Below are 24,728 nucleotides of genomic sequence, written 5' to 3'. Positions count from 1 at the left end.
CCGCACGAAAAAGGGCCGTCCCCCACCGGGGACGGCCCTTTTCGCGGGCTAGTTGGGAAGCGCCTTCTGAGCCCGCTTCGCGAGCTTGTTCGCGCGCTTCTCGGCCTTGCGGCTCAGCTTCCCGGCCGCGGCGCCGACGTCCTTCGCGGCGTGCTTCGCGCGCCAGGCCGCCGACGGCTTCCCGTGCGTGTCGGCCACCGCGAGCAGCAGGCCACCGGCCAGGCTCGCGTTCTTGAAGAACTGGATCTGCTGCTGCTGGCGCTCGCCCGGGTCCTTGATGGCCCAGAAGCTGTGCGTCGCGAGCGTCGTCGGCACCAGGCTGCCGAGCAGCAGCCCCGCCGCGAGCCGCGGCGCCTTGCCCGCCGCGAGCGCGAGACCGGCGCCGACCTTCACCGCGGCGTCGATCCGGACGAGCGTCACCGGGTCCCGCGGGATCTGCTCCGGGAGCTTGTCGCCGAACTTGTCGATCGCGCTGTTGAGGAACGGTTCCGCCGCCTTGGCGTGGCCCTCGGCCTGCCTCAGCGCATTGATCCCGCCCGTCACGAAGATCGTGGCGAGCAGGGGACGTGCCACTCGACGGAGTATCACGGTCATAGCCTTCCTCGTACGGGCCACTGCCTGGTCGAACCTACTCCGTGGATGCCCGCTCGGCCCGCGCTCGAATCCTCATCGAGCTTTCTGGGTCTTTATAGTCTGAGCACTAGAGAGCTTTATGAAGACTTAGCGGTTGACCTTGACGCAGCGTCAACTTCTACCGTGGGCGGCATGGAGTGGTCGATCCAGGACATCGCCCGCTCGGCGGGGACCACGAGCCGGACGCTGCGCCACTACGGCGCGGTCGGCCTGCTCGAGCCCAGCCGGATCGGCGGCAACGGCTACCGCTACTACGACGAGCAGGCGCTCGTCCGGCTGCAGCGGATCCTGCTGCTGCGCGAGCTCGGGCTCGGGCTGCCGGCCATCGCCGAGGTGCTCGACGGCCAGCGCGACAGCGCCGCGGCGCTCGAAACCCACCTGGAGCTGCTCGAAGAGGAGCAGCGGCGGATCGGACGGCAGATCGAGTCGGTCCGCACGACCCTCCGGAAACTGAAGGGAGGCGAACGACTGATGGCAGAAGAAGTCTTCGACGGCTTCGACCACACGAAGTACGAGAAGGAGGTCACCGAGCGCTGGGGCGCCGACGCGTACCGGCGCGGAGACCAGTGGTGGCGCTCGCTCTCGGCGGACGAGAAGAAGGCCCACCAGCAGGAGCAGCTCGACATCGCGGCGGCGTTCGGCGCGGCCCGCTCGGCCGGCCTGGCTCCGGGTGCCGACGAGGTCCAGGCGATCACGCGGCGGCTGCACGAGTGGCTGCGGCCGGCGGTCTCGTCGGTGTCCGCGGGGTACTTCGCGGGACTCGGGCAGCTGTACGTGGACGACCCGCGCTACGGGCTCGAAGGCGCGACGGCGGAATTCGTCCGGGACGCGATGAAGATCTACGCGGAACGGAACCTGAACGGGTAGTGGCGCGTCGTAAGGGCGCACTGGGGGTAGGGACGAGCAGGGCTGCAGACCTGTTCGTCTCTATGTACGGCCGACCGGTGGAACCTGGGCGACACGCGCTAGCCGTCTATGGCGGAATATCGGGCTCACGCTAGAAACGCCGATAGCTTGGCAGAGTGGACCCCATCCGCAACCCCTTCGCACCGGGCGCCGGACAGCGGCCGCCCGAGCTGGCCGGGCGCGAGCGTGAGCTCAAGGCGTTCGAAGTCGTGCTGGAGCGGGTTGCGCGGGGGAGACCCGAACGCAGTCTCGTGCTCACCGGACTGCGCGGGGTCGGGAAGACCGTGCTCCTGGGGGAGCTGCGGGCGATGGCCGTGCGGCACAAGTGGGGTGCCGGCAAGATCGAAGCCCGGCCGGACGCCGAGCTGCGGCGGCCGTTGTCGGCCGCGCTGCACCGGGCCATCCGGGACCTCGCCGTGCGACATCGCGCTCCGGACCGGGTCGAAGAGGTGCTCGGGGTGCTGAAAGCGTTTGCGCTCCGATCCAACAAGCCCGACGCCAAGCTGCGCGACCGGTGGCAGCCGGGCATCGACGTGCCCGCCGCGCAGGGGCGGGCCGACTCCGGGGACATCGAGATCGACCTCGTCGAGCTGTTCACCGACGTCGCCGAGCTGGCCGCCGACGTCGGCACCGGCGTCGCGCTGCTCATCGACGAGATCCAGGACCTGCAGCCCGACGACGTCTCGGCGTTGTGCGCGGCCTGCCACGAGCTGTCGCAGTCCGGCGCGCCGCTCGTCGTCGTCGGGGCCGGGCTGCCGCACGTGCCCGCGGTGCTCTCGGCGTCGAAGTCCTACTCCGAGCGGCTCTTCCGGTACGCGCGCATCGACCGGCTCAGCCGCGAGGACGCCGACTTCGCCGTGATGGCGCCGATCGAGCGGGAGGACGCCGGCATCGAGCCGGAAGCCCTCGACGCGCTCTTCGACGCGTCCGGCGGCTACCCCTACTTCATCCAGGCCTACGGCAAGGCGGCCTGGGACGCGGCGCCGTCCGACCCGATCACGGTCAAGGACGTCCAGGTCGCGGCGCCCGAGGCGGAGTCGGAACTGGCGGTCGGCTTCTTCGGGTCGCGCTACGAGCGGGCGACGCCGGCCGAGCGGGAGTACCTGCAGGCGATGGCCTCGCTGACCCAGGGCCGCGACGAACCGGCCGGCACCGCCGACGTCGCCGTGTTCCTCGGGCGGAAGCCGTCGTCGCTGTCGCCGGCGCGCGACAGCCTGATGAAGAAGGGCCTCGTGTACTCCGCCGAGCGGGGGCAGATCGCCTTCACCGTCCCGCACTTCGGCCACTACCTGCTCGGACGCGACTGACCTGGGCTTTTACCGCTGTCTCGCGGTCTATGAGCGTCGCTAAGAGTGTCTTGCTTTTTTACTAGAGATAGCTAGAGGCTGCTAGCGGGTTGCTTCGTCGTGACGGCCGCCACCCTGAATCTCTCCGGCGCATACCCAAGTTTGCCGATGATTCATCGGCAAGTGCGCCACATCACCGGATATTCATTGGCATACTTGTGAAAAAAGGCGCATACTAGACCTACAAGCCACCAAGACCCTCGAAGGGGATGCAGAAACCGATGAACAACATCGCCGCCAAGCTCCGTGCCCGTCGCGCCGAGGCTCGCACTCGCCGGGCGCTGAACCGGGCGATCGACACCGCCGCCACCGCGACGGTCCGTCAGGAACTCATCGCGATCGCGCAGGCTCGCTCGGGCTACATGCGCTGATCTCTCACCCCGTGGCCGGTCGCCCATTCGAGTGACCTAGGCCACATCGTGCTCATGGTGTAACGCCGCCCGGAGGGGCGTCGATACCCAGTACGACCCCGTGATGCTGGCGGACCCCCGACCTGGCAGCATCGCGGGGTTTCCCATTTCCCCGGTAAATCCCTTGCGCGCCGAGCACTCCGCAGTAATCTTTGACTTCGTCAACGAACTTGTTGAGGTGGTCAATGAACGACGCCCTGCTCGCCGACCGGGTCGCCGCCGTCCGCGCCTTCAACCGGCTCTACACCGGGGTCATCGGCGTGCTCGACGAAGGGCCGGCGGACGCCGAGTACTCGCTGCCGGAAGCCCGCGTGCTCTTCGAGCTCGCCCACCAGGACCCGATGCCGGTCACCGAGCTGCGGAAACGCCTCGACCTCGACGCCGGTTACGCCAGCAGGCTGCTCGCGCGCCTCGAGTCGCGCGGGCTGGTCGTGCGCGAACGGTCCGAGGAGGACGCCCGCCGCCAGCTCGTGCGCCCGACCGCGGCGGGCCGGGACGCCTTCGCCGTGCTGAACCGCCGGTCGAGCGACCAGATCGGCGGGCTGCTGCGCCGGTTCGCCGACGAAGACCAGCAGCGCCTGCTGTCCGCGATGCGCACGATCGGCGACCTGGTCGGCGACCGCCGCCGCGACCCGGTCCTCGTCCTCCGCCCGCCACGACCGGGTGACCTCGGTTGGGTGGTGGAACGCCACGGCGCGTTGTACGCCCGCGAGTACGGCTTCGGCGCCCGGTTCGAGGCGCTCGTCGCCCGGCTCGCCGCGGAGTTCCTGGACAACACGGACGACCCGCGGCAGGCGTTCTGGATCGCCGAGCTCGACGGCGAGCGGGTGGGCAGCATCGGCTGCGGCCCCGGGCCGGACGCGGACACCGCGAAGCTCCGCCTGCTGCTGCTCGAGCCGTCGGCGCGGGGGCACGGCGTCGGCAAGCGGCTGGTGACCGAGTGCGTCTCCTTCGCGAGGGCCCACGGCCACCGCGCGATGGAACTGTCGACGGTCTCCGTCCTCGACGCCGCGCGGTCGATCTACCGCGCGGCCGGGTTCGAGCTCGTCGCCGAGAAGGACTTCGACGACTGGGGCCCGAAGCTGACCGACGAAACCTGGCGCCTGGAGTTCTAACGCGGGACGCGGCCGAGCAGGAAGAACTCGGGGTTGGGGCGGAGGGCGGTGAGGTGGGCGAGCCGGTTCGACATGGCGAACAACGCCGTGATCGCGCCGACGTCCCAGATTTCGTCTTCCGTGAGGCCTGCGTTGCGCGCGGCTTCGAGGTCGCCTTCGCCGAAGAGGGCGGAGTCCTGGGCGAGCGCCAGGGCCAGGTCGACGATCGCGCGGCCGCGCTCGTCCAGCTCGACCTGCCACGGATTGCTCGAAACGCGGTCGGCCAGCTCGGGGTCCTTGGCGCGGATGCGCAGGATCGCGCCGTGGGCGACGACGCAGTAGGTGCAGTGGTTGGCGCCGGACGTCGCGACGACGACCAGCTCGCGCTCGGCCTTGGTCAGTCCGTCGGTGCGTTCCATCAGGGCGTCGTGGTAGTCGAGGAACGCGCGCAGCTCGGCGGGGCGGTGGCCGAGCGCGCGGAAGATGTTCGGGGTGAACCCGGACTTCTCCGCGATCGCGCCGACGCGCTCGCGCAGGTCTTCGGGCAGGTCTTCGAGTTCCGTGACCGGGAACCGGCTCACCGCTTCGCTCATACCCCGCACGCTAGTCGTGGTTGGCTGGTGGTGTGCCGTACTACGTCGACGGGTACTGCGAACGCGTCGGGCCCGGACTCTGGGGTGAGCCGCTCAACAGTCTCAGCAACCTCGCCTTCGTCGTGGCCGCCGTTCTCGTGTGGCGGCTGGCCGGCGGGGATCGGATCGGACGGTTGCTCGCCGGGCTGATCGGGCTCATCTTCGTCGCCGGCACCGTTTTCCACCTGCTCGCGACGCGGTGGGCGGGCGCCGCCGACTCGGGGGCGATTCTCGCCTTCATGCTGGTGTACGCCGTGCTGTTCGCGCGCGAACACTGGAGTCCGCGATACGCGTGGCTTGCCGCGCCCGCGTTTCTCACGCTCACCGTCGTCACCGCGTTGCTGGGCGGTGGGCTCTACCTCGGCGCCCTGATCGGACTGGCGGCCTTTGCCGCGATCCTCGCCTTCCAGCGCGACGCCCACTGGACGCACTTCGCCGTGGCAGGCGCGGTTTTCGCACTCTCACTGAGCCTGCGCACGCTCGACCGGGACGTGTGCGACTACGTCCCGGTCGGCACGCACTTCCTCTGGCACCTGCTCAACGGCGTGGTGCTCTACCTGGTTTCCCGGGCGGCCATCCGTCCTCAGTGGACTTAGTGGACGCCGATCGGCCGCAGGTTCTTGTCGTGCTCGTCGGTGTGGTAGTCCTCGGGCTCCGTGTCGTCCGTGCCGTTGAACACCTTCATCTGGCGCGCGATCACCGTGACGATCGCGGCCACCACCAGGTTGCCGATCAGCGCCACGAAACCGACGTAGATCTGGACCGCCGAGCCCGCGAACGGGTGCCAGCCGAAGATCGACAGGTTGCCCAGCGACAGCGCCGAACCGCCGAAGTGCTGCTTGCCGTTGGCCGGGTTGGGGATGCCGTACAGCATGATCAGGCCCCAGCCGATGCCGACGATCCAGCCCGCGATCAGGCCCCAGCGGTGGAACCAGCGCGTGTACAGCGCCAGCGCGACCGCCGGCAGCGTCTGCAGGATCAGCACGCCGCCGATGAGCTGGAGGTCGATCGAGAACTGCGGGTCGATCAGGATGATCACGGCGACCGCGCCGAGCTTGACGACCAGCGAAGCGAGCTTCGCCTGCTTCGCCTCTTCCTGCGGTGTCGCGTTCTTGCGGATGTACTCCTTGTAGATGTTCCTGGTCCACAGGTTGGCCGCGGCGATCGACATGATCGCGGCCGGCACCAGTGCGCCGATGCCGATCGCGGCGAACGCGATGCCGGCGAACCAGGACGAGAACTGGTTGTCGAACAGGACCGGGACGATCGTGTTGCCGTCCGCCTTGCCGGTCGCCGCGTTCGTCAGCGGCTTGACACCCGCCGTGATCGCCACGTAGCCGAGCAGGGCCAGCAGGCCGAGCACCAGCGAGTACGCCGGCAGCGCAACCATGTTCCGCTTGATCACGCTGCGGCCGCGCGAGGCCAGCACGCTGGTCAGCGAGTGCGGGTACAGGAACAGCGCGAGCGCCGAACCCAGCGCCAGCGTCGCGTACTGCAGCTGGTTGTTGGCCGTCAGCAGGATCGACCCGGCCGGCTTGCCGGTGGCCGGGTTCGGCGTGCCGAGCTTCTTCGCCGCCGCGTCGAAGATGTGCGACCAGCCGCCGAGCTTCGAGGGTAGGTAGATGATCGCCACCAGGATGACCAGGTAGATCAGGATGTCCTTGACGAACGCGATGAGCGCGGGCGCCCGCAGGCCGGACTGGTAGGTGTAGAACGCCAGGATGACGAAGGCGACCAGCAGCGGCAGGTGCCCGACGATGCCGGAGCCGTTGATGCCCATCGTCCGCAGCACGGCTTCGAGGCCGACCAGCTGCAGCGCGATGTACGGCATGGTCGCGACGATGCCGGTGATCGCCACCAGCAGCGCCAGGATCGGCGAGCCGAAGCGGCCGCGCACGAAGTCGGCCGGGGTCACGTAACCGCGGACCCGCGAAACCGACCACATCCGCAGCGCCGGCAGCAGCACGATCGGGTAGACGACGATCGTGTACGGCAGCGCGTAGAGGCCGAGCGCGCCGGCGCTGAACACCAGCGCGGGCACCGCGACGAACGTGTACGCCGTGTAGAGGTCACCGCCGAGCAGGAACCAGGTGATCCACGAGCCGAACTTGCGGCCGCCGAGCCCCCATTCGTCCAGGTGGTCCAGCGTGCTGCCGCGCTGCCAGCGCGAGGCCATGAAGCCGAGCACGGTGACCAGCGCGAACAGGAGCGTGAAGATGATCAGCTCGGGCCACTGCAGGTTGCTCATCGAGCGTCCCCCTCGTCCAGTTCGTCGACGCTCAGCTTGTCCGGGCCGTCGGAGGTGGGCTTGTCCCGCGTCATCATGTAGACGATCCAGGTGCTCAGCACCCCGATCCCGACGAAGAGGAACTGGAACCAGTAGAAGAACGGCATCCCGAACAGCCGCGGTCCGTCCATGTTGAACAGTGGCGTGACCAGGACCAGCAGCGGGACGATCAGGAGCAGGTTCCACGGGCTGAACTGAAACCCGCGCACCTTTCCGTCGTGCTTTGCAGTCGACATCGACCTCACCTAACACTCCCGTAACCGACTGCATGACCTTAAGACCTGGGTGACAGCGAGTCACGCTTGTCCGATATCGATTTGATCGCCCAGCGGAAAGCTCTCTCCGACGAACGTGGGTTGCCCCGCCCGTACGGGCCCGATATCAATAGCCGACTCCGCACGCGCAAAACCCAAAAGGGGCAACCGTATGACACGACTCCGCTACGCGGTGGTGATCCCGGCGATCGCCGGCACCCTGCTGGCCGGGTTCACTCCTGCGTTCGCAGGCCAGGAGGTCGCGGCCGGTAAGCAGCCGCTGAACTCCACGAACATCCCGGCGCAGTACGCGAACCAGAAGCTCGACTGGCACAAGTGCGCTGTCCCCTCCGAACTGCCGACGGCCCCGCCCGCGGGCGCCGAGGACATGGAGTGCGCGACCTACAAGACCCCGCGCAACTGGTACCAGGCGAACGCCCAGATCGACCTGACCATCGCGGTCAGCCGCCTCAAGGCGAAGTCGGACGCCACCGCCAGCGTCGTCACCAACCCCGGTGGCCCGGGCGCGCCCGGCCGCAACTTCCCGGCCCGCCTGCGCAACCAGACGAAGCTGCGCGAGCACCAGGAAATCGTCGGCTTCGACCCGCGCGGCACCGGCAAGAGCACCAACATCACCTGCGGCGGCGCCATCGGCACCGGGGCGGACCTCGACCCGCGTGACCGCAACCGCGGCAACCTGAACCTGATCCTGCAGGCGACGAAGTACGCGGCGCTGTCCTGCCAGCAGAAGTCCGGCGAGCTGGGCCCGCTGATCAACACCGACCAGACGGTCAAGGACATCGACCTGCTGCGCGTGCTGCTCGGCCGCGACAAGATCAACTGGGTCGGCTACTCGGCGGGCACCTGGATGGGCGCGCACTACGCGCAGGCCTACCCGACGCGCACCGGCCGGTTCGTCCTCGACTCGGCGACCGAGTTCACCACGACCTGGCAGAAGTCGTTCGACTGGCAGCCGCTCGGCTTCGAGCGCCGCTTCCGCCAGGACTTCCTCCCGTGGGTGGCGAAGTACGACAACCTCTACCACTTCGGCACCACCGGCGAGGCGGCCCGCCAGACCTACGAGCAGGTCCGCTACGCCCTGACCCAGGGCGCGGTCACCCTGCCCGACGGCTCGAGCGTCTCGGCCAACGGCCTGGACTCGTTCATCGCGTCGCAGATCTACTCGAAGCGCGCCTTCCCCGGCCTGGCCGACTACCTGGTCAGCGTCCGCACGCTGACCCAGGGCACCGCTTCGGCGCAGGCCAAGTCCTCGGCCGCGCAGAAGGCCAAGGCCGCCGACAAGAGCACCGTCACCTACGGCGCGCAGCCGCTGATGGTCCCCGCCGACGGCGACGCCTACGACGCCAGCTTCTGGACCATCCCGTGCAACGAGGGTCCGTGGACCGGCTCGCCCAACAGCGCCATCCGGGACTCGCAGAAGCTGATCGACCAGCAGCTGCCGCTCCTGGGTGCCGGCTGGTTCATCCAGCCGTGCCTGTTCTGGAAGAAGCCGCCGTCCCCGCTCCCGGTCCTGGACGGCAAGGGTGTCCCGCCGGTGCTGATCGTCGAGTCGGAGCACGACCCGGCGACGCCGATCGAGGGCGCGAAGCGCGCGCACAAGGCGTTCGCGGGTTCGCGGATGCTGACGATCACCGGCGAAGGTGACCACGGCATCTACGCCGGCGGCAACGCGGGTGTGGACAAGGTCGTGGAGGCCTACCTCGTCGACGGCGTGGTGCCGAACGACCAGAGCCTGCCCGGCATGCCACTTCCGGTGCCCGCGGGCGCCTGAGGGCACTAGATGTGGTGGGGCCCCGCCGAACTCCGGTTCGGCGGGGCCTTTTCCACACCTGTGCACAGAGTTGTCCACAGGTCGTGGACAACTACTGGTGTTCCATCCATGCCCCCGCCACCGCCCTCAACGGAAGCGCTTCGGGCCGCAGTGGTATTAAAATCCCTCTCATGGTGCGGGTACCGCTGACGGATGAAGAGCGCGAACGGGGCGAACGCCTCGGCCAGGCGCTGCGGGCGGCGCGGGCCGGCCGGAGCATGGTCGACGTCGCCGCGGAGGCGGGGATCTCGGTCGAGACGCTCCGGAAGATCGAAACCGGCCGCATCCCGACGCCGGCGTTCTTCACGGTCGCGGCCATCGCCGACGCCGTGGGCCTGCCGCTGGAGGAGCTGCGCGCGGCCGTCACGCCCGCCGCGTCACCTCCGCTTTCGCAGGCGAGTTAGAGCGGCCGCAGCTGCTTGAGGATGTGCTCGCGGTCGTTGAGGAACGCGCACCCGGGCACCGGCAGGTCGTAGCTGTTCAGCAGCTTCTCGAAGTCGGAGAACTCGTCGGCGGAAAAGCCGAAGCCGACCCGGTAGGCGTGGGCGGCCAGCACGTCGGCCAGCTCCTCCCACTCGCCGGCCCACAGCAGCGTCCGGTAGTGCGTGTAGTCCTCGGGGGAGAGCCGGTTGCCGATCATGGTCAGCACGCTGTCGGCGAAGAAGCTGATCCGGTTGCCCTTGAGGTCGGCGACCGTGGGGTTCGCCGGGTCCCGTGCGGTGTCCGGGTTGCGGATCACGCCCGGCCCGGCCACCGGGTAGGCGGTGTGCACGTGCCCGTTGTCCTCGACCAGCACGATCAGGTGCACGTTGAACCGCTCGCCGGCACAGCGCCAGCGGCCGTTGCGCTGTTGCCGCCGGGCCTCGCTGGGGTCGTTCGCGACGTCCTTGACCACGGAGATGATCTGCTCGTCGGTCCAGCCGGGCGGGAACTCGCTGGTCGCCCTGCGCCCGACGCCCGGTGCGTGCCCGCCGCCCACTCGCTGCTCCCTTCGTCGCACCGAGGGTAGGTCAAACGGCGGCGGCGAGCAGCGCGATGCCGACCAGCTGCAGATCGAGACCGCGGAAGAGCTGCCGGGTGAGGTTGGCGGGCATCGGGCCCATCGGGGTGTCCACGAACGCGGGATTCGCGTAGTCAACGGCGGTGCGGGTGACCGTGCGAAGGATCGAAAGCACCGACAGCGGCACGGCGAGCCAGGCCGTCGGGGCGAACGACGTCCCACCCGCGAGGGTGACCACGAAGAGCGCTGTCCACCAGAGGAGACCCACGCCGCCGAGCACCAGGCCGTGGGCCACGACGAGGTCGCGGTCGCTCGAACCCAGCCACCGCCGCCGGCCCGGGTTGCGCCAGAGCTCGCCGAGCCCGCCGCAGAACGGCATCAAGGCGACGTACCCGCCGACGCCGATCAGGACCGCGCCCGGCACCGTCGGCACGGCGATGTGCGCGACGACGACGGCCAGGCCGACCAGCAGCGCCGCGCCCGCGTACCGGGCCCGGCCGAGGGTGCCCGCCCAGGCCAGCCGCAGCGGTGTCGGGTGGCGCAGCGAAAGCCCGCCGGCCGGCGCGGACGGCGGCAGCAGCATCATCGGATCGAGGAAGGTGACGGCGACCGAGCGCAGCACCCGGCCGTCCCACCCGGCCAGCAGCGCCGCCCGCCCCGCGTGCGACACCGGCTCGCCGCCGAAGGCCAGCGGCAGGGCCGCGACGAGCACCCCCGCCGCGACGAACTGGACGGCCGCCGGGCCCAAGTCGAGCGCAGCGATCGCCAGGCCGAGGACGGCGAGCACCAGCGGGCCGAGCGCGTCGACGCGCACCGGCGTCCGCCTCGCCGACGCGAAGGCCGCCACCCCGGTCGCGACGACGATCGCGACCGCCGCCCGCCACTGGTCCAGCCCGGCGCCGCCGACCGCGAGCAGCAGCGCGGCCAGGTAGCCGGTCACCGCGACCACGCCGGTCCACGCGCCGAGCAGCCGCAGCGTGACGACCCGGCCACGGTCGACCGGGGCGAAGTCGAGCCAGGTCAGCTGCGCCGGTTCGACCCAGGCGAAACCGCGGCGCAGCAGGCCGCGCCAGCCGACCGCGCAGCAGAGCGTCAACAGCCCGAGCACGGCCGGGAAGTCCACAGTGGACGACCCGTAGAGGGCCGGCCGCCAGCCGTCGACGTGGAAGAACGCGGTGAACAGGAACCCGAAGCCGAACAGGAAGACGAAGCCGGCGGTGTCGCCGCTGAAGACCCCGCCGAACCGCTTGCGGCCCGGGATCCGCATCCTGCGCGGAGCCGCGGTCACCACAGTTCGAGCACGCTGTCCGCGGCCTCCAGCAGCGGCGGGTGGTGAGTGGCCACCACGACCGCCGCGCCGGCCGCCGTCGACCGGCCGATCACCTCGACCAGCCACTCCTTGCCCGCGGTGTCCAGCGCGCGTTCCGGCTCGTCCAGCAGCAGCACCCGGTGCGGCCGGGCCGTGACGCCGAGCAGCAGAAGGCGGCGGCGCTGGCCGGCGGAGAAGTGCCCGGACGTCACGCGCATGCGGTCGCCGAGGCCCGCGTCCCGCAGCAGCTCCTCGTGGTCGCCGAGGTCGGCGCCGAACGAACCGGACAGCAGCTCGAGGTGCTGCAGCGGGGTCAGCTCGGCGAAGAAGTCGGAGTCGTCGAAGAGCACCGACACCTTGCGCCGGAACCCGACGTCCCGCTCGTCCGGCACCTTGCCGTCCACCAGCACACGGCCCCGCTGTGGCTTCTGCATGCCGTAGAGGCAGCGCATCAAGGTCGACTTGCCGACCCCGTTGGGCCCGACGATCGCGGCGCACTCCCCGGGGTCGACGGAGAAGTCGAGGTCGTCGAACAGCCACAGCTCGCCGGCCCGGACGCCGAGCGCCTTCGCGTCGATCACCGGAGGGCTTCGAGCACCGGGGCGAACTGGTCCATGTTGTGCTCCAGCACGGTGTAGTAGGTCAGGCCGAACCGCTCGCGGTGCGCGTGGAGCTGCTCGGTGACCGCGGCGGGCGAGCCGACCAGCGCGGTCGGGACCTCGGCGAGCTGGTCGACGCTCAGCACGCCCTGGGTGAGCTTGGCCAGCTCCTCGAGCGCGCCCGCGCGGTCTTCGGTGATGTTCACGAAGTGGCAGAGCAGGTTGAACTCGGCCTCACGGTCGCCGAGCTTCGCCCGCACGAACTCGACGCGCTCCTCGATCTCCTCGGCGCTCGCCGGGGCCAGCGCGGCGCCGTCCGGCGTCTTCGCCGTGCCGGTGAAGCCGATGATGTCGGCGTGCTCGGCGGCCAGCGTGAGGATCCGGTCGCCGCGGCCGGCGAGCAGCAGCGGCGGTCCCTCGGGACGCGTGGGCGCGGGCTTGTGCTCCGGGTCGGCGTACCGCCGCTTGAGCTCGGTGATCGTCCGCTCGAGGTGGTCGACGCGCTCGCGAGCGGACGGGAACGGCATCCCGGCGGCCTCGAACTCCGCCTTGACGTACCCGGCACCGAGGCCGAGCTCCAGCCGGCCGCCGGTGAACTGGTCGGTGCCCGTGACGTCGCGGGCGAGCAGCACCGGGTTGTAGAAGGGCGTGTTGAGCACGAAGGTGTTCAGCTTGACGCGCGAGGTGACCTCGCCGGCCAGCACGAGCGCCGGAAACGGCGGCGCCATCCCCAGGTGGTCGGCCGCCGACACGACGTCGAAGCCGAGGTCCTCGGCCTTGCGGCACTTCGCCACCCAGGCGGCGCGGCTGTCCGGCACGATCATGTTGACACCGAAACGGAAATCCCCAGTCATGCCGACCAAGGTACTCAGCGGAGCTTTTCGATCACCGGGGCGAGCCGCTCGAGGTCGTCTTCGAGCACGGTGAAATAGCTGACGCCGAGGGTCTCGCGGGTGCGCAGCAGCTGCTCGGCCGCCGCTTCCGCCGAGCCGGCGAGGACCGTGGCCAGCTCGCCGAGCTCCTCGACGCCGAGGTGCGGCACGAGCTGGTGGGCCTCCTCCAGAGCGGCCCGCCGGTCGTCGGTGATCCGGACGAAGTGGACCATCAGGTTCAGTTCGACGTCCCGGCCGTCGAGCACTCGCCGCAGGAAGCCGGCGCGCTCGGCCAGCGCGCCGGCGCCGGCCAGGGCCAGCCGCCCCTCGGCCGCGCCGGGGGCGGTGCCGGTGAGGGCGATGGTGTCGGCGTGCGCGGCGGCGAAGGTCAGCATCCGGTCGCCGCGGCCGCCGAGCAGCAGCGGCGGCCGCCGGCGGCCGGCGAACTCGCGCTCGAGCTCGGTGACCACGTCGACGAGCCGGCCGAACCGGCGACCGGGCGTGCCCCAGTCGATCCCGGCCGTTTCGAACTCCTCGCGGACGTACCCGGCGCCGATCCCGATCTCCACCCGGCCGCCGGTGAACTCGTCGAGCGCGGCGAGATCGCGGGCCAGCAGCACCGGGTTGTGGAAGCTCGCGTTGAGGACGTAGGTGTTCAGCCGGATCCGCTCGGTGGCCTCGGCGGCGAGGAGCAGCGAGGGCACCGGCGCGACCCGGCCGAGGTGGTCGACCACGCCGACGACGTCGTAGCCCAGCTCCTCGGCCCGGCGGCACTTCGCCATCCACTCGGCTCGTGAGCCGGGCACGTACAAGGCCACGCCGAAGCGGAACGGTCTCATGGCGGCGAAACTACTCGGAAAAGGAAGAAGGGGACGCCTCCCGGATGCGGCCGGGAAGCGTCCCCTTCTGCTTGGGTACTAGCTCAGGCGCTGGGCCAGCGCGTCGAGCTCGTCACGCAGCGACGTCGGAACCTCGCCGATCTTCTCGAACCACTCCTCGATCAGCGGCAGCTCCTCGCGCCACTCCTCGGGCTTGACGTCCAGGGCGGCCTGGATGTCCTCGATCGGCTCGGTGAGGCCCTCGGTGTCGAGGTCCTCGGCCCGCGGCACGAAGCCGACCGGCGTCTCGACGGCGTTGCCCTTGCCCTCGACGCGCTCGACGACCCACTTCAGGATCCGCGAGTTCTCGCCGAAGCCCGGCCACAGGAACCGGCCGTCGTCGCCGCGGCGGAACCAGTTGACGTAGAAGATCTTCGGCAGCTTGTTCGCGTCGGCGTTCTTGCCCAGGTTCAGCCAGTGCTTGAAGTAGTCACCGGCGTGGTAGCCGAGGAACGGCAGCATCGCCATCGGGTCGCGGCGGACGTTGCCGACCGCGCCGGCCGCCGCGGCCGTGGTCTCCGACGACATGGTGGCGCCCATGAACACGCCGTGCTGCCAGTCGCGGGCCTCGTTCACCAGCGGGACCGTGGTCTTGCGGCGGCCACCGAACAGGATCGCCGAGATCGGCACGCCCTTCGGGTCGTCCCACTCCGGCGCGAGGATCGGGCACTGCGACATCGGCGTGCAGTAGCGCGAGTTCGGGTGGGCGGCCTTCTCGTCCGAGTCCGGCGTCCAGTCCTGGCCCTTCCACGAGGTGGCGTGCGCGGGCGTGTTCTCCATGCCCTCCCACCAGATGTCGCCGTCGTCGGTCAGGGCGACGTTCGTGAAGACCGTGTTGCCCTTTTCGATCGTGCGCATGGCGTTCGGGTTGGTGTGCCAGTCGGTGCCCGGCGCGACGCCGAAGAAGCCGAACTCGGGGTTGACCGCGTACAGGCGGCCGTCCTCGCCGAAGCGCATCCAGGCGATGTCGTCGCCCAGGGTCTCGGCGCGCCAGCCCGGGATGGTCGGCTGCAGCATGGCGAGGTTGGTCTTGCCGCAGGCGCTCGGGAACGCGGCCGCGACGTAGTGGACCTTGTCCTCCGGCGAGATCAGCTTGAGGATCAGCATGTGCTCGGCGAGCCAGCCCTCGTCACGGGCCATCACCGACGCGATCCGCAGCGAGTAGCACTTCTTGCCCAGCAGGGAGTTGCCGCCGTAACCCGAGCCGTAGCTCCAGATCGCGCGCTCCTCGGGGAAGTGCGAAATGTACTTCGTCTCGTTGCAGGGCCAGGAAACGTCCTTCTCGCCCGGTTCGAGCGGCTTGCCGACCGAGTGCAGCGCGGGCACGAATTCGCGCTCGCTGCCGTCCGGCGCGATGAACTTCTCGAGCGCCGCCTTGCCGGCGCGGGTCATCACGCGCATCGACGCGACAACGTAGGCGAAATCCGTGATTTCGATACCCAGCTTGGGATTCTCGTCGCCGAGCGGGCCCATGCAGAACGGGATGACGTACATCGTGCGGCCACGCATCGAGCCGCGGAACAGCTCGGTCATGGTGGCCTTCATCTCGGCCGGGTCCATCCAGTTGTTGGTCGGACCGGCGTCCTCGGGACGCTCCGAACAGATGAAGGTCCGGTCTTCGACGCGGGCGACGTCGTTCGGGTCGGAAGTGGCCCAGAAGGAGTTGGGCTTGGACTTGAGCTGCACGAACGTGCCGGCCTCGACCAGTTCCTGGTTGATCCGGGCGGCTTCTTCGTCGGACCCGTCGACCCACACCACACGGTCCGGGGTGGTCAGCTCGGCGACCTCCCGGACGAAGGACAGCACGCCAGTGTGCGTCGTCGGCGCGGTGTCCAGTCCGGGGATGGCGACTGCGGTCATCTCTACTCCTGACTTCCGACGACAAATGCGCCCGCACCGGAACGACGTTGTCCCGGTGCGGGCGTCATTGCCGGCGACCGAATGGCTTCGCGCACCGGCTGGCGAACCGGTGTGCGCGATTTGGGATTCCCTGAGAGTAGCCGCATGACCGGCGAGTAACCGAGAGCTGACGTGTAGGTTCTCTCACAAGAACGATAAGGGAATCGATTCAGATGTCACTTGATCGGTGCATTCGCTGAAAATCTTCCGGTGGCCTGGGACACAGCCGTGACCTGGTCGTTTTCATTGAAGACATGAAGAAAGCCCGAGGCCGCAGCCTCGGGCTTTCAAACTATGACCTGGGTCACTTTCAGTTCGGCGAAATCCACTGCCCGGTGCCGGAGTCGATGCGCGCGACGCCCTCCAGCGTCTGCGTGCCCGCCTCGCCCCACGCGGCGTCCGCGGCCGGGTCGCCTTCGTTCATCAGTCCACTGGAGACTTCGGTCCACTGACCAGGGCCGGAGTGCTCGAACGTCGTGGTCGTGCCGTCCGCCTCGGTCTGCACCGCGATGTCCGCTTCGCCGTCGCCGTCCTTGTCGGTGAAGGCGATGGTGCCGCCGCTCTTCGTCTCGACGATGACCGTGTCGTTGTGGCCGTCGTGGTCGGTGTCGATGGTCGCGACCCCCGCGTCCACCTCGCCGTCCGGCAGGTCGGCGTGGATGTGGCCGCCGGAGCTGTCGTCCCGGCCGGTGCCGGAGTCGTCGTGGCCGCCGGAGCCGCCGTCGTGGACCCACTGGCCGCTGGCCTCGTCGTAGACCGCCTGCTCGACGACCTTCCCGTTTTCGTCCAGCACGGCGTAGTGGTCGGCCTGGCCGTCGTGGTTCGAGTCGATGAAGGCCTGGGCCGAGCCGTCGTCGTGCTCGATGATCGCGGTGTCGTTCACCCCGTCTTCGTTCACGTCGTAGTTGACCTCGGCCTGGTACTCCTGGCCGTCGACGTGGACGGTCATCGCGTCCGGGCTGCTCGCGTCGGTGTCGCTGCCGCCGCTCTCGTCGACCCACATGGGACTTCCCCCTTCGAACCGGGTAACACGCTCCGACCTGCTGTCTGAGGGTATGACTCACCGTAGGCCCGTTCGGTTCCGCTCCACAACCGGACCGGTGTTCAGGCGGTTTTGTCCCGCAGTGCCCGGATGCGCGTCAGGAAGGCCTCGGCGCGCTCGCGGCCGTCGCTGACCTCCTTGAGCCGCTTCGACACGATCGCGATCTTCTTGGCCCGCTCCTGCGCGCCCATCTTGATCGTCTTGTCGACTTCCTTCAGCTCCGCCTCGATGGCGTCGATGCGCCGGCCGAGCGCCTCGTCGAGCGCCATCGACAGCTGCTGCTCGGCCTCGATGAGCTGCTCGGCGACGAGCTGGTCGAGCGTCGAGCGGGCGTCCGCGATGGCCTCGACCAGCCACTGCTTCATGTGCTGCTTGTCGGCCGCGTGCTTGCGCGTGCGGGCCATCCACCAGCCGGCGCCGAGGCCGATGATGATCGTCGCGGGCAGCACGACCGGATTCAGGATCGCCACGCCGGCCAGCGGCAGCGCGGCCACCTTGCCCGCGCCGACGCCGCCGGAGATGCCCATGAAGACGAGCAGCTTGTCTTCGGCCGTCGGCGGCTTCTTGTCCGGCGGGCGCAGCACCACCGGCGGGCCGCCGGCCCGGGCGAACTGGGCGCGGATGACGTCGAGCTCTTCGGGCGAGAACAGCTCCGAGAGCGAGACGTTGGTGACCTGGTTCAGCCGCTGCGAAAGCAGCATCGAGATCCGCTGCGACGTCGTCTGCAGCGCGATGTCGACCTGCTGGGGCAACGCGGCCAGCTCGTCACGCTTGGCCGCGTCGATCAGCTGGCGGAAGTGCGTCTGCGCGTCCCGCATCTGACGGCTGCTCTCGTGCCCGACCTCGACGCGGGTGCGCTGCACCTCGCCGCGCAGCTTCAGCTGCCAGCCGCGGGTCGAGCTCCGGCGTTCGGCCTGCAGCTGGTCACGGCGTTCGCGCAGCTGCTCGGCCTCGGCCTCGCCTGCCGACAGCGCCCGGCTCTCGGCCTGCAGCTTCGCCTTCAGCTCGCCCAGCGCGCTGGACAGCGCGCGCAGCGTGTTCGCCTCGCCGAGCATCGCCGAGCGGCCGACGAGCAGCTCCTGCAACGCCGTCTGGATCGCCGCGACCCCGGACTTCTCCCGCAGCATCGCGGCCATCTGCTCGTTGGGTGCCTTGGCCGCGGTCTCGAACATCCGCGCCGACACCGGGTGGAACACCGCTTCGGCGAAGCGGGGCGCGTGCTCGCGCAGCAGCTGCTTGTCGGCCTCCATGACCTCGCGCCAGCCGCGGAACATGTCCACCTTGGTCAGCGCGAACACGACTGTCTCGACGCGGTCGCCGACGTCACGGAGGAACTGCAGCTCGGTCGAGGTGAACGGCGCCGACGCGTCGACGACGAACAGCAGCGCGGTGGCGCCCGCGGCCGCTTCCTTGGCGAGCTCGCCGTGCATCGAGTCGAGCCCGCCGACGCCCGGCGTGTCGACCAGCGACAGCCGTTCGAGCAGCGGCACCGGCCCGGTGACCTCGACGTACCGCGGCGGGAGCTGGCCGGGCGGCAGCTCGTGCGCGGCGGACACCCAGTTGATCAGCTGGCCGAGGTCGATCGGCACCGGGGCCAGCTGGCCGGGGTAGCAGGCGTGCGCGGCCCAGGTGTCCGCGTGGTCGAACACCAGGTAGGTCGCGGTGGCCACATCGGCGTCCACGGGGGACAGCCCCGGCCGCGCGAGCAGGGCGTTGACCAGCGAGCTCTTCCCGCGGTTCGTCTCGCCGACGACCACGACGGCGGGCTTCTTCGGCCGGGCCTTCCGGATGTCTTCGACCCACTTGGCGGCGGCCGGATCGGCGTCGCGGACGACGGTCAGCAGCTGGTCTCGGGTCGCGGCGACCTGCGCGGGCAGGCTCGGCGCGGTCGGTGCGCTCACGGGTTCTTCTTCGCGTAGACGGTGACGATCGGGGCACGCAGCAGGCGGTCGTGGTCGGCGAAGCCGGTGACCTCGGTTTCCGCGACGAGACCGTCGAGCGCCGGGTCCTCGGTCGGGATCGCGCCGCCGGCTTCGTGGCGGGCCGGGTCGAACCGCTCGCCGTCGGGCCGCAGGGCCTGGACGCCGATCGCGGCCAGCCCCTCTTCCAGGCGCTCGACGACGCCGCCGCTGCGGGCGCGGTCCAGGGCGTACAGGCACATCTGGATCAGCGCCTGGCGGTCCGCGAGAGCGCGTTCGAGCTCACTCACCTGCTGCAAGGGGTGCACATCGGTGTCCGACGCGGCCGCGCCGCCGCCGGTTCCCTCCTTGCGAAACCACGCCATGAGCACATCTTGGCGGACTCAGCCGCCCGCCGGTGGCGAAACCGGACGAAGGAACCGGATCAGGATCGTCCGGAGGATCGCCAGTTCGGCGGGCAGATCGAGGTCCGGATCGAGACTGGCCCGCGAGATCATCGCGTCGACCAGCCCGGCCAGCCAGCCGGCGACCGCGCGCGGCGCGACACCGGGGTCGATCTGACCGGCCGCGGCGGCGCGGGCGGCCAGGACGGCCAGGCCGTCCCGCAGCGCGTGGTCGTTGCGGCGGACCAGCTCGGCGAAGTCGTCGTCGCGGGCGGCCTGCGCGGCGGCTTCCAGCACGAGCCGGGCGATCGCGGGGTGCGCGACCTGGCCGGCCAGCTCGGCGACGACGTCGAGCAGCGCGGTCAGCGGATCGTCGGTCTTCGCCGCGGCTTCGAGACGCCCGGCCGTCTCGGCGGCGTCGTCGCTGAAGATCGCCGTGAACACCGCGCGCTTGCTGGGGAAGTAGTGGAAGAGGCTGCCGGAGCTGATGCCCGCGGCCCGGCAGATGTCCGCCGTCGTCGTCCGTTCGAAGCCCTTCTCGGCGAAGCACCCGGCGGCGGCGTCGACGATCGCGCGGCGCTTGGCCGCGTGCTTGGCCGGGTCGACGGTCCTCATCGCTCGACCGGCTCGTCCTGCCAGGGGTAGCCGTGCTCGGCGAAGGCGGGCGCCAGCTCGCGGCCCGTGAGGTCGGTCTTCTCGCGGGCGATCTCCCGGCCGTCGGTGGTGCGCAGGACGAGCTCCTTGCCGTCGAGGTAGACGGCTTCGAGGTCGGCCTCGATGCGACGGGTCTTGTCGCCGCGGACCAGGGTGACCCGGGTCGGCGACACCGTGACGACGAGCCGTTCGTGGGCCCAGATCACGGCGAACACCAGCCCGAGCACGAGCCCGCCGCCGACCGCGGCCAGCGTCGCCCACGGCTGGGGCAGCTTGGTGAGCACCTTGAACACGCCCTGGAACGGGAAGGCGGGCAGGTCGCTCACCCACGCGGCGATGGCCCAGACGCCCACGCCGAGCGCGCCCCCGATGAGGGGGCAGCCGACCCAGGACCCGGTGCGCAGCCACGACGGCTCGTCGACGGTCGTCTCCATGCCGCCATTATCAGACCGAGCGCTCGGTTTATGGGGATCGGGGGTCAGACGAGTTCGTCGATGACCTCGCGGAGGACGGCTTCGAGGCCGGGGCCGTTTTCGGCGAGGCGGGAGGAGACCAGCAGCTGGTCTTCGGCCGTGCGCAGCCAGATCGAACCGGCAACCGAGATCTCGATGACGTTCAAGCGGAAGGGGTAGGCGCGGCGGCCCTGCTTGACCTCCGCCTCGCGCACCAGCTGGCCGAGCCGCTCGCCGGCCACGATCTGGCGGCGGTAGAAGCCGGGGGCCCACGGGTTGTTGCCGGACGGCTCGCTGGTGCCGCGCAGGGCGGGGCCGCGGGCGTTGGCGAAGTGGCGGGCCGCGGCCTGCCCGAAGAACTCGACCGCCTGCCGCATCACCGACCCCGGCGCGAGCGCGGGCCTGCCGTAGCGGGTGCGCGGGCTGCGCGGGTCCGGGTCCTCGCGGTTGCGGAGGAAGGCCAGCAGGTCGACCCACCAGTCGGCCCACTGCGCCTGGACGGCCGCCCGGTCGAGCCCGGCCGGGACGTGCACCGGGACCTGCGGCTCCACCGGCGGCAGCACCTGTCCCTCGGAAACGGACAGTGCCAGGGCGTCCCGGATGTACAGCGCGACGTCGACCTCGGTCTCGCTGCTCCAGCCGGCTCGCCAGGATGTCGTGTTTTCTAGGCGCACGACTCAACAGTACGCGGAAGAAGCGTCTCACCAGCGGAAGTCGGCAACCAGAAACAACACCACGCTTTGGGGGGTCCGTGGGGGCGGAGCCCCCCGGGCGGGGTGTGGGGGTTGCACCCCCACAAGATTCACGCTTCGCGGAGCTGTTGCCAGATCAGGAAGTAGGCCCGGTGCACCACGTGCGCGACGCGGCTCTGCGCCGGCGTCGCGCCGAAGGACGCGAACGACCGCCACCAGCCCGCGCGCTCGAGCGCGTGCGCGGCCAGCTCCGGGCGCGGGGCGCCGGGCTTGCCGAGCTGGGCGCCGATGTCGGCGTTGCTGCCGACCCGCAGCACCTCTTCGGACAGGTCCTCCGGCATGTCGACCGCGCCCGAGGCGACCAGCGTCAGCGCTTCGAGCAGCCGCAGCTGGTGGGCTTCGGGCTTGGCGAGCAGCACCTCGATGGCGTCGTGGACGCGCTGGCGCTCCGCCGGATCGGCCGAGGCGTGCGAGAGCGCGGTCACCGAGGCCAGCGCGGCGGCCGCCTTGATGCCGTCGGCGCGGGCGGCGAACACGACCGACAGCCGCTGGCGGACGGCTTCGAGGCCGGACGCGTCGAGCAGCGCCCGCCGCAGCGCGCCCGCCGTGATCTCCGGTTCCTTGCGGATGGCCTCGACGGCGTGGGAAATGCCGAACAGGTCGAGCTTCTCCAGCAGCCGCAGCCGCGTGCCCGCCGGGACGTCGCACTCCCAGCTGGTGAAGATGTCGGCCGAGATCAGCATGGTCTGCAGGACGTCGTCGTCGAGCTGGGCGAGCTGCCGCAGGGCCTCGGCGTCGGCGGAGGTGAACCCGCCGGACTCGGCGGATTCGGCGATCAGCCCGATCACCGGCAGCACGTCGGCGACCCGCGGCTTCAACGTCGACGCCTGCTTCTCGGCGAGCAGGGTCGCGGCCTTCCAGACGTCGCCGCCGGAACCTTCGACGGACTCGGGCGCGATGGTGTCGGCCTTGTTGAGCACGGCGATCGCGTTGACCGGGCCCGCCTCCCGGCTCGCGGTGGCCGCGGTGAAGGCGGCGAGGGCCTGCTGGTCGTCCGCGCGAACGCCCTGCGTGACGACGTACAGGACGGCTTCGGCGCCCGCGACGGCGTTGCGGGAGGTGTCGTCGAGCTCGTCGGAGCCCTCTTCGCCGTCTTCTTCCTTGCGGTGTTTCGCCGCGCCCAGCAGCTGCTCGGTGCGGGACACCGACGCGGCGTCGAGCGAGCCGAGGCCCGGGGTGTCGATCACCGTCATGCCCTGGAGGACGGCGTTGGTCAGGTACGCCTCGATGTGCGACACCTGTTCGATGTCGACGCCCAGCTCGGCGGGGATCATGCCGTCGGAGGCGAACGGGAGCACCTGCTTGCGGCCGTCGGTGAAGACGATCTCGACGCGGTCGACCGTGCCGTACTGGAACCGGGTCACCAGCCGCGTGCACTCGCCGATGTCGGTCGGCGCGACCCGGCGCCCGATCAACGCGTTGACCAGCGTGGACTTGCCCGACTTGATCCGGCCGGCCACGGCCACCTGCAGCGGCGCGCCGAGCCGGCGCAGCACCTCGGCGAACCCGGCGGCGGTGCGCGCGGAGACCTGCGGCTGCAGGCGGTGGCACAGGTTGGCCACCGACATCGACAGCGGACCCGCGAGCCGGCCCTGCTCCGGTGACGTCACGGCCCCCCTCCCGACATACGGACGACCCCTGAATCGTGCCATGTAGGTCATCCGCAGGTCGCACCGAAGGTGGTACCGGCGACCGACGCGCGGTCCCCGCGGCGCGACCTAGGGTTGTGTGGTGCGACGGCTGAGCCTCTGGATGCGTGCCCACCCCATGGCGGGCGACTCGGTGCTCGCCGTCCTGCTCGGCCTGTTCGACCTGCTGCTGATCGCCGCCGGCGGCCTGGACGAGGGCACCGGGCTGCCGCCCTGGTACGTCACCGTGCCGGTGGAGGTCGCGATGATCCTGCCGCTGGTGTTCCGGCGGCGGTCGCCGCTGTGGTCGGCCTACGTCGTGCTGGTGATCGGCGTCGTGCACGCGACGCTGGAGCTGGGCATCTCGAGCATCGCCGGCCTCGCGATGAGCATCTACTCGGTCGTCGTCTACGCCGGGCGGCGGCAGGGGCTGGTGTACGTCGGCGCGGTCGTGGCCGGCTCGGCGCTGATGCTGGCGCTGGGCCCGGAGTCGGAGATCATCCTCTCGGCGCTGTTCCTCGCGTTCGGGATCGCCCTGTGCTGGACCCTCGGCGAGTTCGTCGGGGCCCGGCGCGCCTACGACGTGGAAGTGGAGGCCAGGTTGCACCTGCTCGAGACCGAACGGGACCAGGCCACCCGGATCGCGGTGGCCGAGGAGCGCGGGCGGATCGCGCGCGAGCTGCACGACGTCGTCGCGCATGCGGTGAGCGTCATGGTCGTGCAGGCCGACGGCGCGTCCTACGCGCTCCAGAGCAACCCCGAGCTCGCTCAGCGCGCCCTGCAAACGATTTCCGAAACCGGCCGGGGCGCGCTCGGCGAACTGCGGCGCCTGCTCGACGTGCTCCGCAGCGACGACGCGGACGGCGAGCCCCGCGTCCCGCAGCCGGACGCGCACGCCCTCGCCGAGCTGGCCGACCGGATGCGCACCGCCGGGGTGCCGGTGCAGCTGGAGCTCGGCGAGCTGGGCGACCTGCCGGCCGGCGTCTCGCTGGGGATCTACCGGATCGTGCAGGAGTCGCTGACGAACACGCTCAAGCACGCCGGGCGCGGCGCGACCGCTTCGGTGCGGGTCCAGCGCACCGGCGACCTGGTGGAGGTGCTGGTGTCCGACGACGGCGACGGCGCCGGGCAGCTCGTCCCGGCCGGGCGGGGCGAGCGCAGGCTGCCGGGCGGGAACGGGTTGATCGGCATGCGCGAACGCGCGCACGTGTACGGCGGAACGTTGGACGTGGGCCCGGCTCCGGGCGGAGGGTGGCAGGTCCGCGCGGCCCTGCCGGTTAGGTTGGACAAGTGATCCGGGTGGTGGTCGTCGACGACCAGGAACTGATGCGCGTCGGGTTCCGGATGGTGCTGGGTGCGCAGGCCGACATCGACGTCGTCGGCGAGGCGGGCGACGGCGCGCAGGCCATCGAGCTGGCCGCGCGGCTGCGTCCCGACGTCGTGCTGATGGACGTCCGGATGCCGGTGCTCGACGGCGTCGAGGCGACCAAGCGGATCGTCGCCGACGGCACCGCGCGCGTGCTGGTGATGACGACGTTCGACCTCGACGAGTACGTCTACGCGGCGCTGCAGGGCGGGGCGAGCGGGTTCCTGCTCAAGGACACCCAGCCCGACCACCTGGTGTCGGCGCTGCGCGCGGTGGCCTCGGGCGACGCGGTGGTTTCGCCGTCGGTGACCCGCCGCCTCCTGGACCGGTTCGTCGGCACCGGCGGCCCGCCGATGCGGGACACCGCCGAGCTGGACGTGCTCACCGACCGCGAGCGCGAAGTGCTCGTGCTGATCGCCAAGGGCATGTCGAACCTGGAGATCGCCGAGGCGCTGTTCCTGTCCGAGGCGACGGTGAAGACGCACGTCGGGCGGATCCTGGCGAAGCTGGAGCTGCGGGACCGGGTGCAGGCCGTGGTGCTGGCCTACGAAACCGGTCTCGCGCGCCCCGGCCTCGGCTGAA

At 70.5% G+C, this 24,728-nt stretch carries 26 protein-coding genes; 9 read left to right on the top strand and 17 right to left on the bottom strand.

The features are described from left to right. Positions 1 to 48: 48 nt before the first annotated feature. Positions 49 to 594 carry a DoxX family membrane protein gene (locus tag ACWEGE_RS12250; RefSeq protein WP_449660475.1) on the bottom strand — a complete coding sequence of 182 codons (546 nt, stop codon included), beginning with the start codon at positions 592 to 594 and terminating at the stop codon, positions 49 to 51. 171 nt (positions 595 to 765) lie between these two features. Here ACWEGE_RS12250 and ACWEGE_RS12245 point away from each other — a divergent pair, with 171 nt between their 5' ends. The 4 genes from ACWEGE_RS12245 to ACWEGE_RS12230 all read left to right on the top strand — a co-directional run bounded on the left by ACWEGE_RS12245 (position 766) and on the right by ACWEGE_RS12230 (position 4,410). Beyond that, entirely contained in the window at positions 766 to 1,500 is a 735-nt protein-coding gene (locus tag ACWEGE_RS12245) for a MerR family transcriptional regulator (RefSeq protein WP_449660474.1), read from the top strand. Between the two features lie 155 nt (positions 1,501 to 1,655). Then, positions 1,656 to 2,846: an AAA family ATPase gene (locus ACWEGE_RS12240; protein WP_449660473.1), complete on the top strand. Its 1,191-nt coding sequence runs from the start codon at positions 1,656 to 1,658 to the stop codon at positions 2,844 to 2,846. A 260-nt stretch (positions 2,847 to 3,106) separates the two neighbouring features. Then, positions 3,107 to 3,256: a hypothetical protein gene (locus ACWEGE_RS12235; RefSeq protein ID WP_167344411.1), complete on the top strand. Its 150-nt coding sequence runs from the start codon at positions 3,107 to 3,109 to the stop codon at positions 3,254 to 3,256. A gap of 224 nt (positions 3,257 to 3,480) precedes the next feature. Continuing rightward, positions 3,481 to 4,410, top strand: a complete 930-nt coding sequence (locus tag ACWEGE_RS12230; protein WP_449660472.1) for a bifunctional helix-turn-helix transcriptional regulator/GNAT family N-acetyltransferase — start codon at positions 3,481 to 3,483, stop codon at positions 4,408 to 4,410. On the opposite strand, the gene ACWEGE_RS12225 is transcribed toward ACWEGE_RS12230, so the two are convergent. Then, positions 4,407 to 4,982 carry a peroxidase-related enzyme gene (locus tag ACWEGE_RS12225; RefSeq protein WP_449660471.1) on the bottom strand — a complete coding sequence of 192 codons (576 nt, stop codon included), beginning with the start codon at positions 4,980 to 4,982 and terminating at the stop codon, positions 4,407 to 4,409. The genes ACWEGE_RS12230 and ACWEGE_RS12225 overlap by 4 nt on opposite strands. Positions 4,983 to 5,014: 32 nt before the next feature. Here ACWEGE_RS12225 and ACWEGE_RS12220 point away from each other — a divergent pair, with 32 nt between their 5' ends. Next, positions 5,015 to 5,617 carry a hypothetical protein gene (locus ACWEGE_RS12220; protein WP_449660470.1) on the top strand — a complete coding sequence of 201 codons (603 nt, stop codon included), beginning with the start codon at positions 5,015 to 5,017 and terminating at the stop codon, positions 5,615 to 5,617. On the opposite strand, the gene mctP is transcribed toward ACWEGE_RS12220, so the two are convergent. Next, positions 5,614 to 7,269 carry a monocarboxylate uptake permease MctP gene (gene mctP / locus ACWEGE_RS12215; RefSeq protein ID WP_449660469.1) on the bottom strand — a complete coding sequence of 552 codons (1,656 nt, stop codon included), beginning with the start codon at positions 7,267 to 7,269 and terminating at the stop codon, positions 5,614 to 5,616. The genes ACWEGE_RS12220 and mctP overlap by 4 nt on opposite strands. Beyond that, a complete protein-coding gene (locus tag ACWEGE_RS12210; RefSeq protein ID WP_449660468.1) occupies positions 7,266 to 7,544 on the bottom strand; it encodes a DUF3311 domain-containing protein in 279 nt (92 codons plus the stop codon). The genes mctP and ACWEGE_RS12210 overlap by 4 nt, the downstream gene beginning before the upstream one ends. A 190-nt stretch (positions 7,545 to 7,734) precedes the next feature. Between ACWEGE_RS12210 and ACWEGE_RS12205 the strand changes: the two genes are divergently transcribed. Continuing rightward, the gene (locus ACWEGE_RS12205; protein WP_449660467.1) at positions 7,735 to 9,354 is read left to right on the top strand and encodes an alpha/beta hydrolase; all 1,620 of its coding nucleotides are present in this window, start codon (positions 7,735 to 7,737) and stop codon (positions 9,352 to 9,354) included. Between the two features lie 170 nt (positions 9,355 to 9,524). Continuing rightward, positions 9,525 to 9,797: a helix-turn-helix domain-containing protein gene (locus ACWEGE_RS12200; protein WP_043787181.1), complete on the top strand. Its 273-nt coding sequence runs from the start codon at positions 9,525 to 9,527 to the stop codon at positions 9,795 to 9,797. Here ACWEGE_RS12200 and ACWEGE_RS12195 read toward each other — a convergent pair. The 13 genes from ACWEGE_RS12195 to ACWEGE_RS12135 form a co-directional block, all read right to left on the bottom strand. After that, positions 9,794 to 10,372: an EndoU domain-containing protein gene (locus ACWEGE_RS12195; protein WP_449660607.1), complete on the bottom strand. Its 579-nt coding sequence runs from the start codon at positions 10,370 to 10,372 to the stop codon at positions 9,794 to 9,796. The two genes, ACWEGE_RS12200 and ACWEGE_RS12195, sit on opposite strands and share 4 nt — an antisense overlap. A 31-nt stretch (positions 10,373 to 10,403) precedes the next feature. Continuing rightward, positions 10,404 to 11,684 carry a hypothetical protein gene (locus ACWEGE_RS12190; protein ID WP_449660466.1) on the bottom strand — a complete coding sequence of 427 codons (1,281 nt, stop codon included), beginning with the start codon at positions 11,682 to 11,684 and terminating at the stop codon, positions 10,404 to 10,406. After that, complete coding sequence (locus tag ACWEGE_RS12185) at positions 11,678 to 12,283, bottom strand: ABC transporter ATP-binding protein (protein WP_449660465.1); 606 nt, start codon at positions 12,281 to 12,283, stop codon at positions 11,678 to 11,680. The genes ACWEGE_RS12190 and ACWEGE_RS12185 overlap by 7 nt, the downstream gene beginning before the upstream one ends. Further along, a complete protein-coding gene (locus tag ACWEGE_RS12180; protein WP_449660464.1) occupies positions 12,280 to 13,155 on the bottom strand; it encodes an LLM class F420-dependent oxidoreductase in 876 nt (291 codons plus the stop codon). The genes ACWEGE_RS12185 and ACWEGE_RS12180 overlap by 4 nt, the downstream gene beginning before the upstream one ends. A 14-nt stretch (positions 13,156 to 13,169) precedes the next feature. Continuing rightward, the gene (locus ACWEGE_RS12175; protein WP_449660463.1) at positions 13,170 to 14,012 is read right to left on the bottom strand and encodes a TIGR03621 family F420-dependent LLM class oxidoreductase; all 843 of its coding nucleotides are present in this window, start codon (positions 14,010 to 14,012) and stop codon (positions 13,170 to 13,172) included. Positions 14,013 to 14,090: 78 nt separating this feature from the next. Further along, a complete protein-coding gene (locus ACWEGE_RS12170; RefSeq protein WP_449660462.1) occupies positions 14,091 to 15,911 on the bottom strand; it encodes a phosphoenolpyruvate carboxykinase (GTP) in 1,821 nt (606 codons plus the stop codon). A gap of 349 nt (positions 15,912 to 16,260) precedes the next feature. Then, on the bottom strand, positions 16,261 to 16,953 hold the full coding sequence (locus ACWEGE_RS12165) for a hypothetical protein (protein WP_449660461.1): 693 nt from the start codon (positions 16,951 to 16,953) through the stop codon (positions 16,261 to 16,263). Between the two features lie 101 nt (positions 16,954 to 17,054). After that, the gene (locus ACWEGE_RS12160; RefSeq protein WP_449660460.1) at positions 17,055 to 18,893 is read right to left on the bottom strand and encodes a dynamin family protein; all 1,839 of its coding nucleotides are present in this window, start codon (positions 18,891 to 18,893) and stop codon (positions 17,055 to 17,057) included. After that, positions 18,890 to 19,276, bottom strand: coding sequence for a nucleotide exchange factor GrpE (locus ACWEGE_RS12155; protein ID WP_449660459.1), 387 nt, complete (start codon positions 19,274 to 19,276; stop codon positions 18,890 to 18,892). The genes ACWEGE_RS12160 and ACWEGE_RS12155 overlap by 4 nt, the downstream gene beginning before the upstream one ends. A gap of 18 nt (positions 19,277 to 19,294) precedes the next feature. After that, positions 19,295 to 19,909, bottom strand: coding sequence for a TetR/AcrR family transcriptional regulator (locus ACWEGE_RS12150; RefSeq protein WP_449660458.1), 615 nt, complete (start codon positions 19,907 to 19,909; stop codon positions 19,295 to 19,297). Then, complete coding sequence (locus ACWEGE_RS12145) at positions 19,906 to 20,382, bottom strand: YqeB family protein (protein ID WP_449660457.1); 477 nt, start codon at positions 20,380 to 20,382, stop codon at positions 19,906 to 19,908. Before ACWEGE_RS12145 ends, ACWEGE_RS12150 begins: the two co-directional genes overlap by 4 nt. Positions 20,383 to 20,426: 44 nt before the next feature. After that, complete coding sequence (locus tag ACWEGE_RS12140; RefSeq protein ID WP_449660456.1) at positions 20,427 to 21,074, bottom strand: hypothetical protein; 648 nt, start codon at positions 21,072 to 21,074, stop codon at positions 20,427 to 20,429. Between the two features lie 128 nt (positions 21,075 to 21,202). Beyond that, on the bottom strand, positions 21,203 to 22,720 hold the full coding sequence (locus ACWEGE_RS12135) for a dynamin family protein (protein WP_449660606.1): 1,518 nt from the start codon (positions 22,718 to 22,720) through the stop codon (positions 21,203 to 21,205). A 184-nt stretch (positions 22,721 to 22,904) separates the two neighbouring features. Here ACWEGE_RS12135 and ACWEGE_RS12130 point away from each other — a divergent pair, with 184 nt between their 5' ends. Together ACWEGE_RS12130 and ACWEGE_RS12125 are read left to right on the top strand one after the other, a co-directional pair. Next, positions 22,905 to 24,074, top strand: coding sequence for a sensor histidine kinase (locus ACWEGE_RS12130; protein WP_449660605.1), 1,170 nt, complete (start codon positions 22,905 to 22,907; stop codon positions 24,072 to 24,074). Next, entirely contained in the window at positions 24,071 to 24,727 is a 657-nt protein-coding gene (locus tag ACWEGE_RS12125) for a response regulator (protein ID WP_449660455.1), read from the top strand. The genes ACWEGE_RS12130 and ACWEGE_RS12125 overlap by 4 nt, the downstream gene beginning before the upstream one ends. Position 24,728 lies beyond the last annotated feature (1 nt).

It is taken from the genome of Amycolatopsis sp. NPDC004747, assembly GCF_053601335.1.
Note: the sequence above shows the minus strand (reverse complement) of the source record. Positions and strands in the feature narration are given on the sequence as shown.

Excerpts from the sequence above, each read along its gene's own strand:
- ACWEGE_RS12235 (WP_167344411.1), top strand. The coding sequence starts at position 3,107 with ATGAACAACATCGCCGCCAAGCTCCGTGCCCGTCGCGCCGAGGCTCGC.
- ACWEGE_RS12150 (WP_449660458.1), bottom strand. The coding sequence starts at position 19,909 with ATGAGGACCGTCGACCCGGCCAAGCACGCGGCCAAGCGCCGCGCGATC.
- ACWEGE_RS12210 (WP_449660468.1), bottom strand. The coding sequence starts at position 7,544 with ATGTCGACTGCAAAGCACGACGGAAAGGTGCGCGGGTTTCAGTTCAGC.
- ACWEGE_RS12170 (WP_449660462.1), bottom strand. The coding sequence starts at position 15,911 with ATGACCGCAGTCGCCATCCCCGGACTGGACACCGCGCCGACGACGCAC.
- ACWEGE_RS12175 (WP_449660463.1), bottom strand. The coding sequence starts at position 14,012 with ATGAGACCGTTCCGCTTCGGCGTGGCCTTGTACGTGCCCGGCTCACGA.
- ACWEGE_RS12130 (WP_449660605.1), top strand. The coding sequence starts at position 22,905 with ATGCGTGCCCACCCCATGGCGGGCGACTCGGTGCTCGCCGTCCTGCTC.
- ACWEGE_RS12245 (WP_449660474.1), top strand. The coding sequence starts at position 766 with ATGGAGTGGTCGATCCAGGACATCGCCCGCTCGGCGGGGACCACGAGC.
- ACWEGE_RS12165 (WP_449660461.1), bottom strand. The coding sequence starts at position 16,953 with ATGTGGGTCGACGAGAGCGGCGGCAGCGACACCGACGCGAGCAGCCCG.
- mctP (WP_449660469.1), bottom strand. The coding sequence starts at position 7,269 with ATGAGCAACCTGCAGTGGCCCGAGCTGATCATCTTCACGCTCCTGTTC.
- ACWEGE_RS12225 (WP_449660471.1), bottom strand. The coding sequence starts at position 4,982 with ATGAGCGAAGCGGTGAGCCGGTTCCCGGTCACGGAACTCGAAGACCTG.
- ACWEGE_RS12135 (WP_449660606.1), bottom strand. The coding sequence starts at position 22,720 with ATGTCGGTGGCCAACCTGTGCCACCGCCTGCAGCCGCAGGTCTCCGCG.
- ACWEGE_RS12180 (WP_449660464.1), bottom strand. The coding sequence starts at position 13,155 with ATGACTGGGGATTTCCGTTTCGGTGTCAACATGATCGTGCCGGACAGC.
- ACWEGE_RS12250 (WP_449660475.1), bottom strand. The coding sequence starts at position 594 with ATGACCGTGATACTCCGTCGAGTGGCACGTCCCCTGCTCGCCACGATC.
- ACWEGE_RS12155 (WP_449660459.1), bottom strand. The coding sequence starts at position 19,276 with ATGGCGTGGTTTCGCAAGGAGGGAACCGGCGGCGGCGCGGCCGCGTCG.
- ACWEGE_RS12145 (WP_449660457.1), bottom strand. The coding sequence starts at position 20,382 with ATGGAGACGACCGTCGACGAGCCGTCGTGGCTGCGCACCGGGTCCTGG.
- ACWEGE_RS12200 (WP_043787181.1), top strand. The coding sequence starts at position 9,525 with ATGGTGCGGGTACCGCTGACGGATGAAGAGCGCGAACGGGGCGAACGC.
- ACWEGE_RS12230 (WP_449660472.1), top strand. The coding sequence starts at position 3,481 with ATGAACGACGCCCTGCTCGCCGACCGGGTCGCCGCCGTCCGCGCCTTC.
- ACWEGE_RS12205 (WP_449660467.1), top strand. The coding sequence starts at position 7,735 with ATGACACGACTCCGCTACGCGGTGGTGATCCCGGCGATCGCCGGCACC.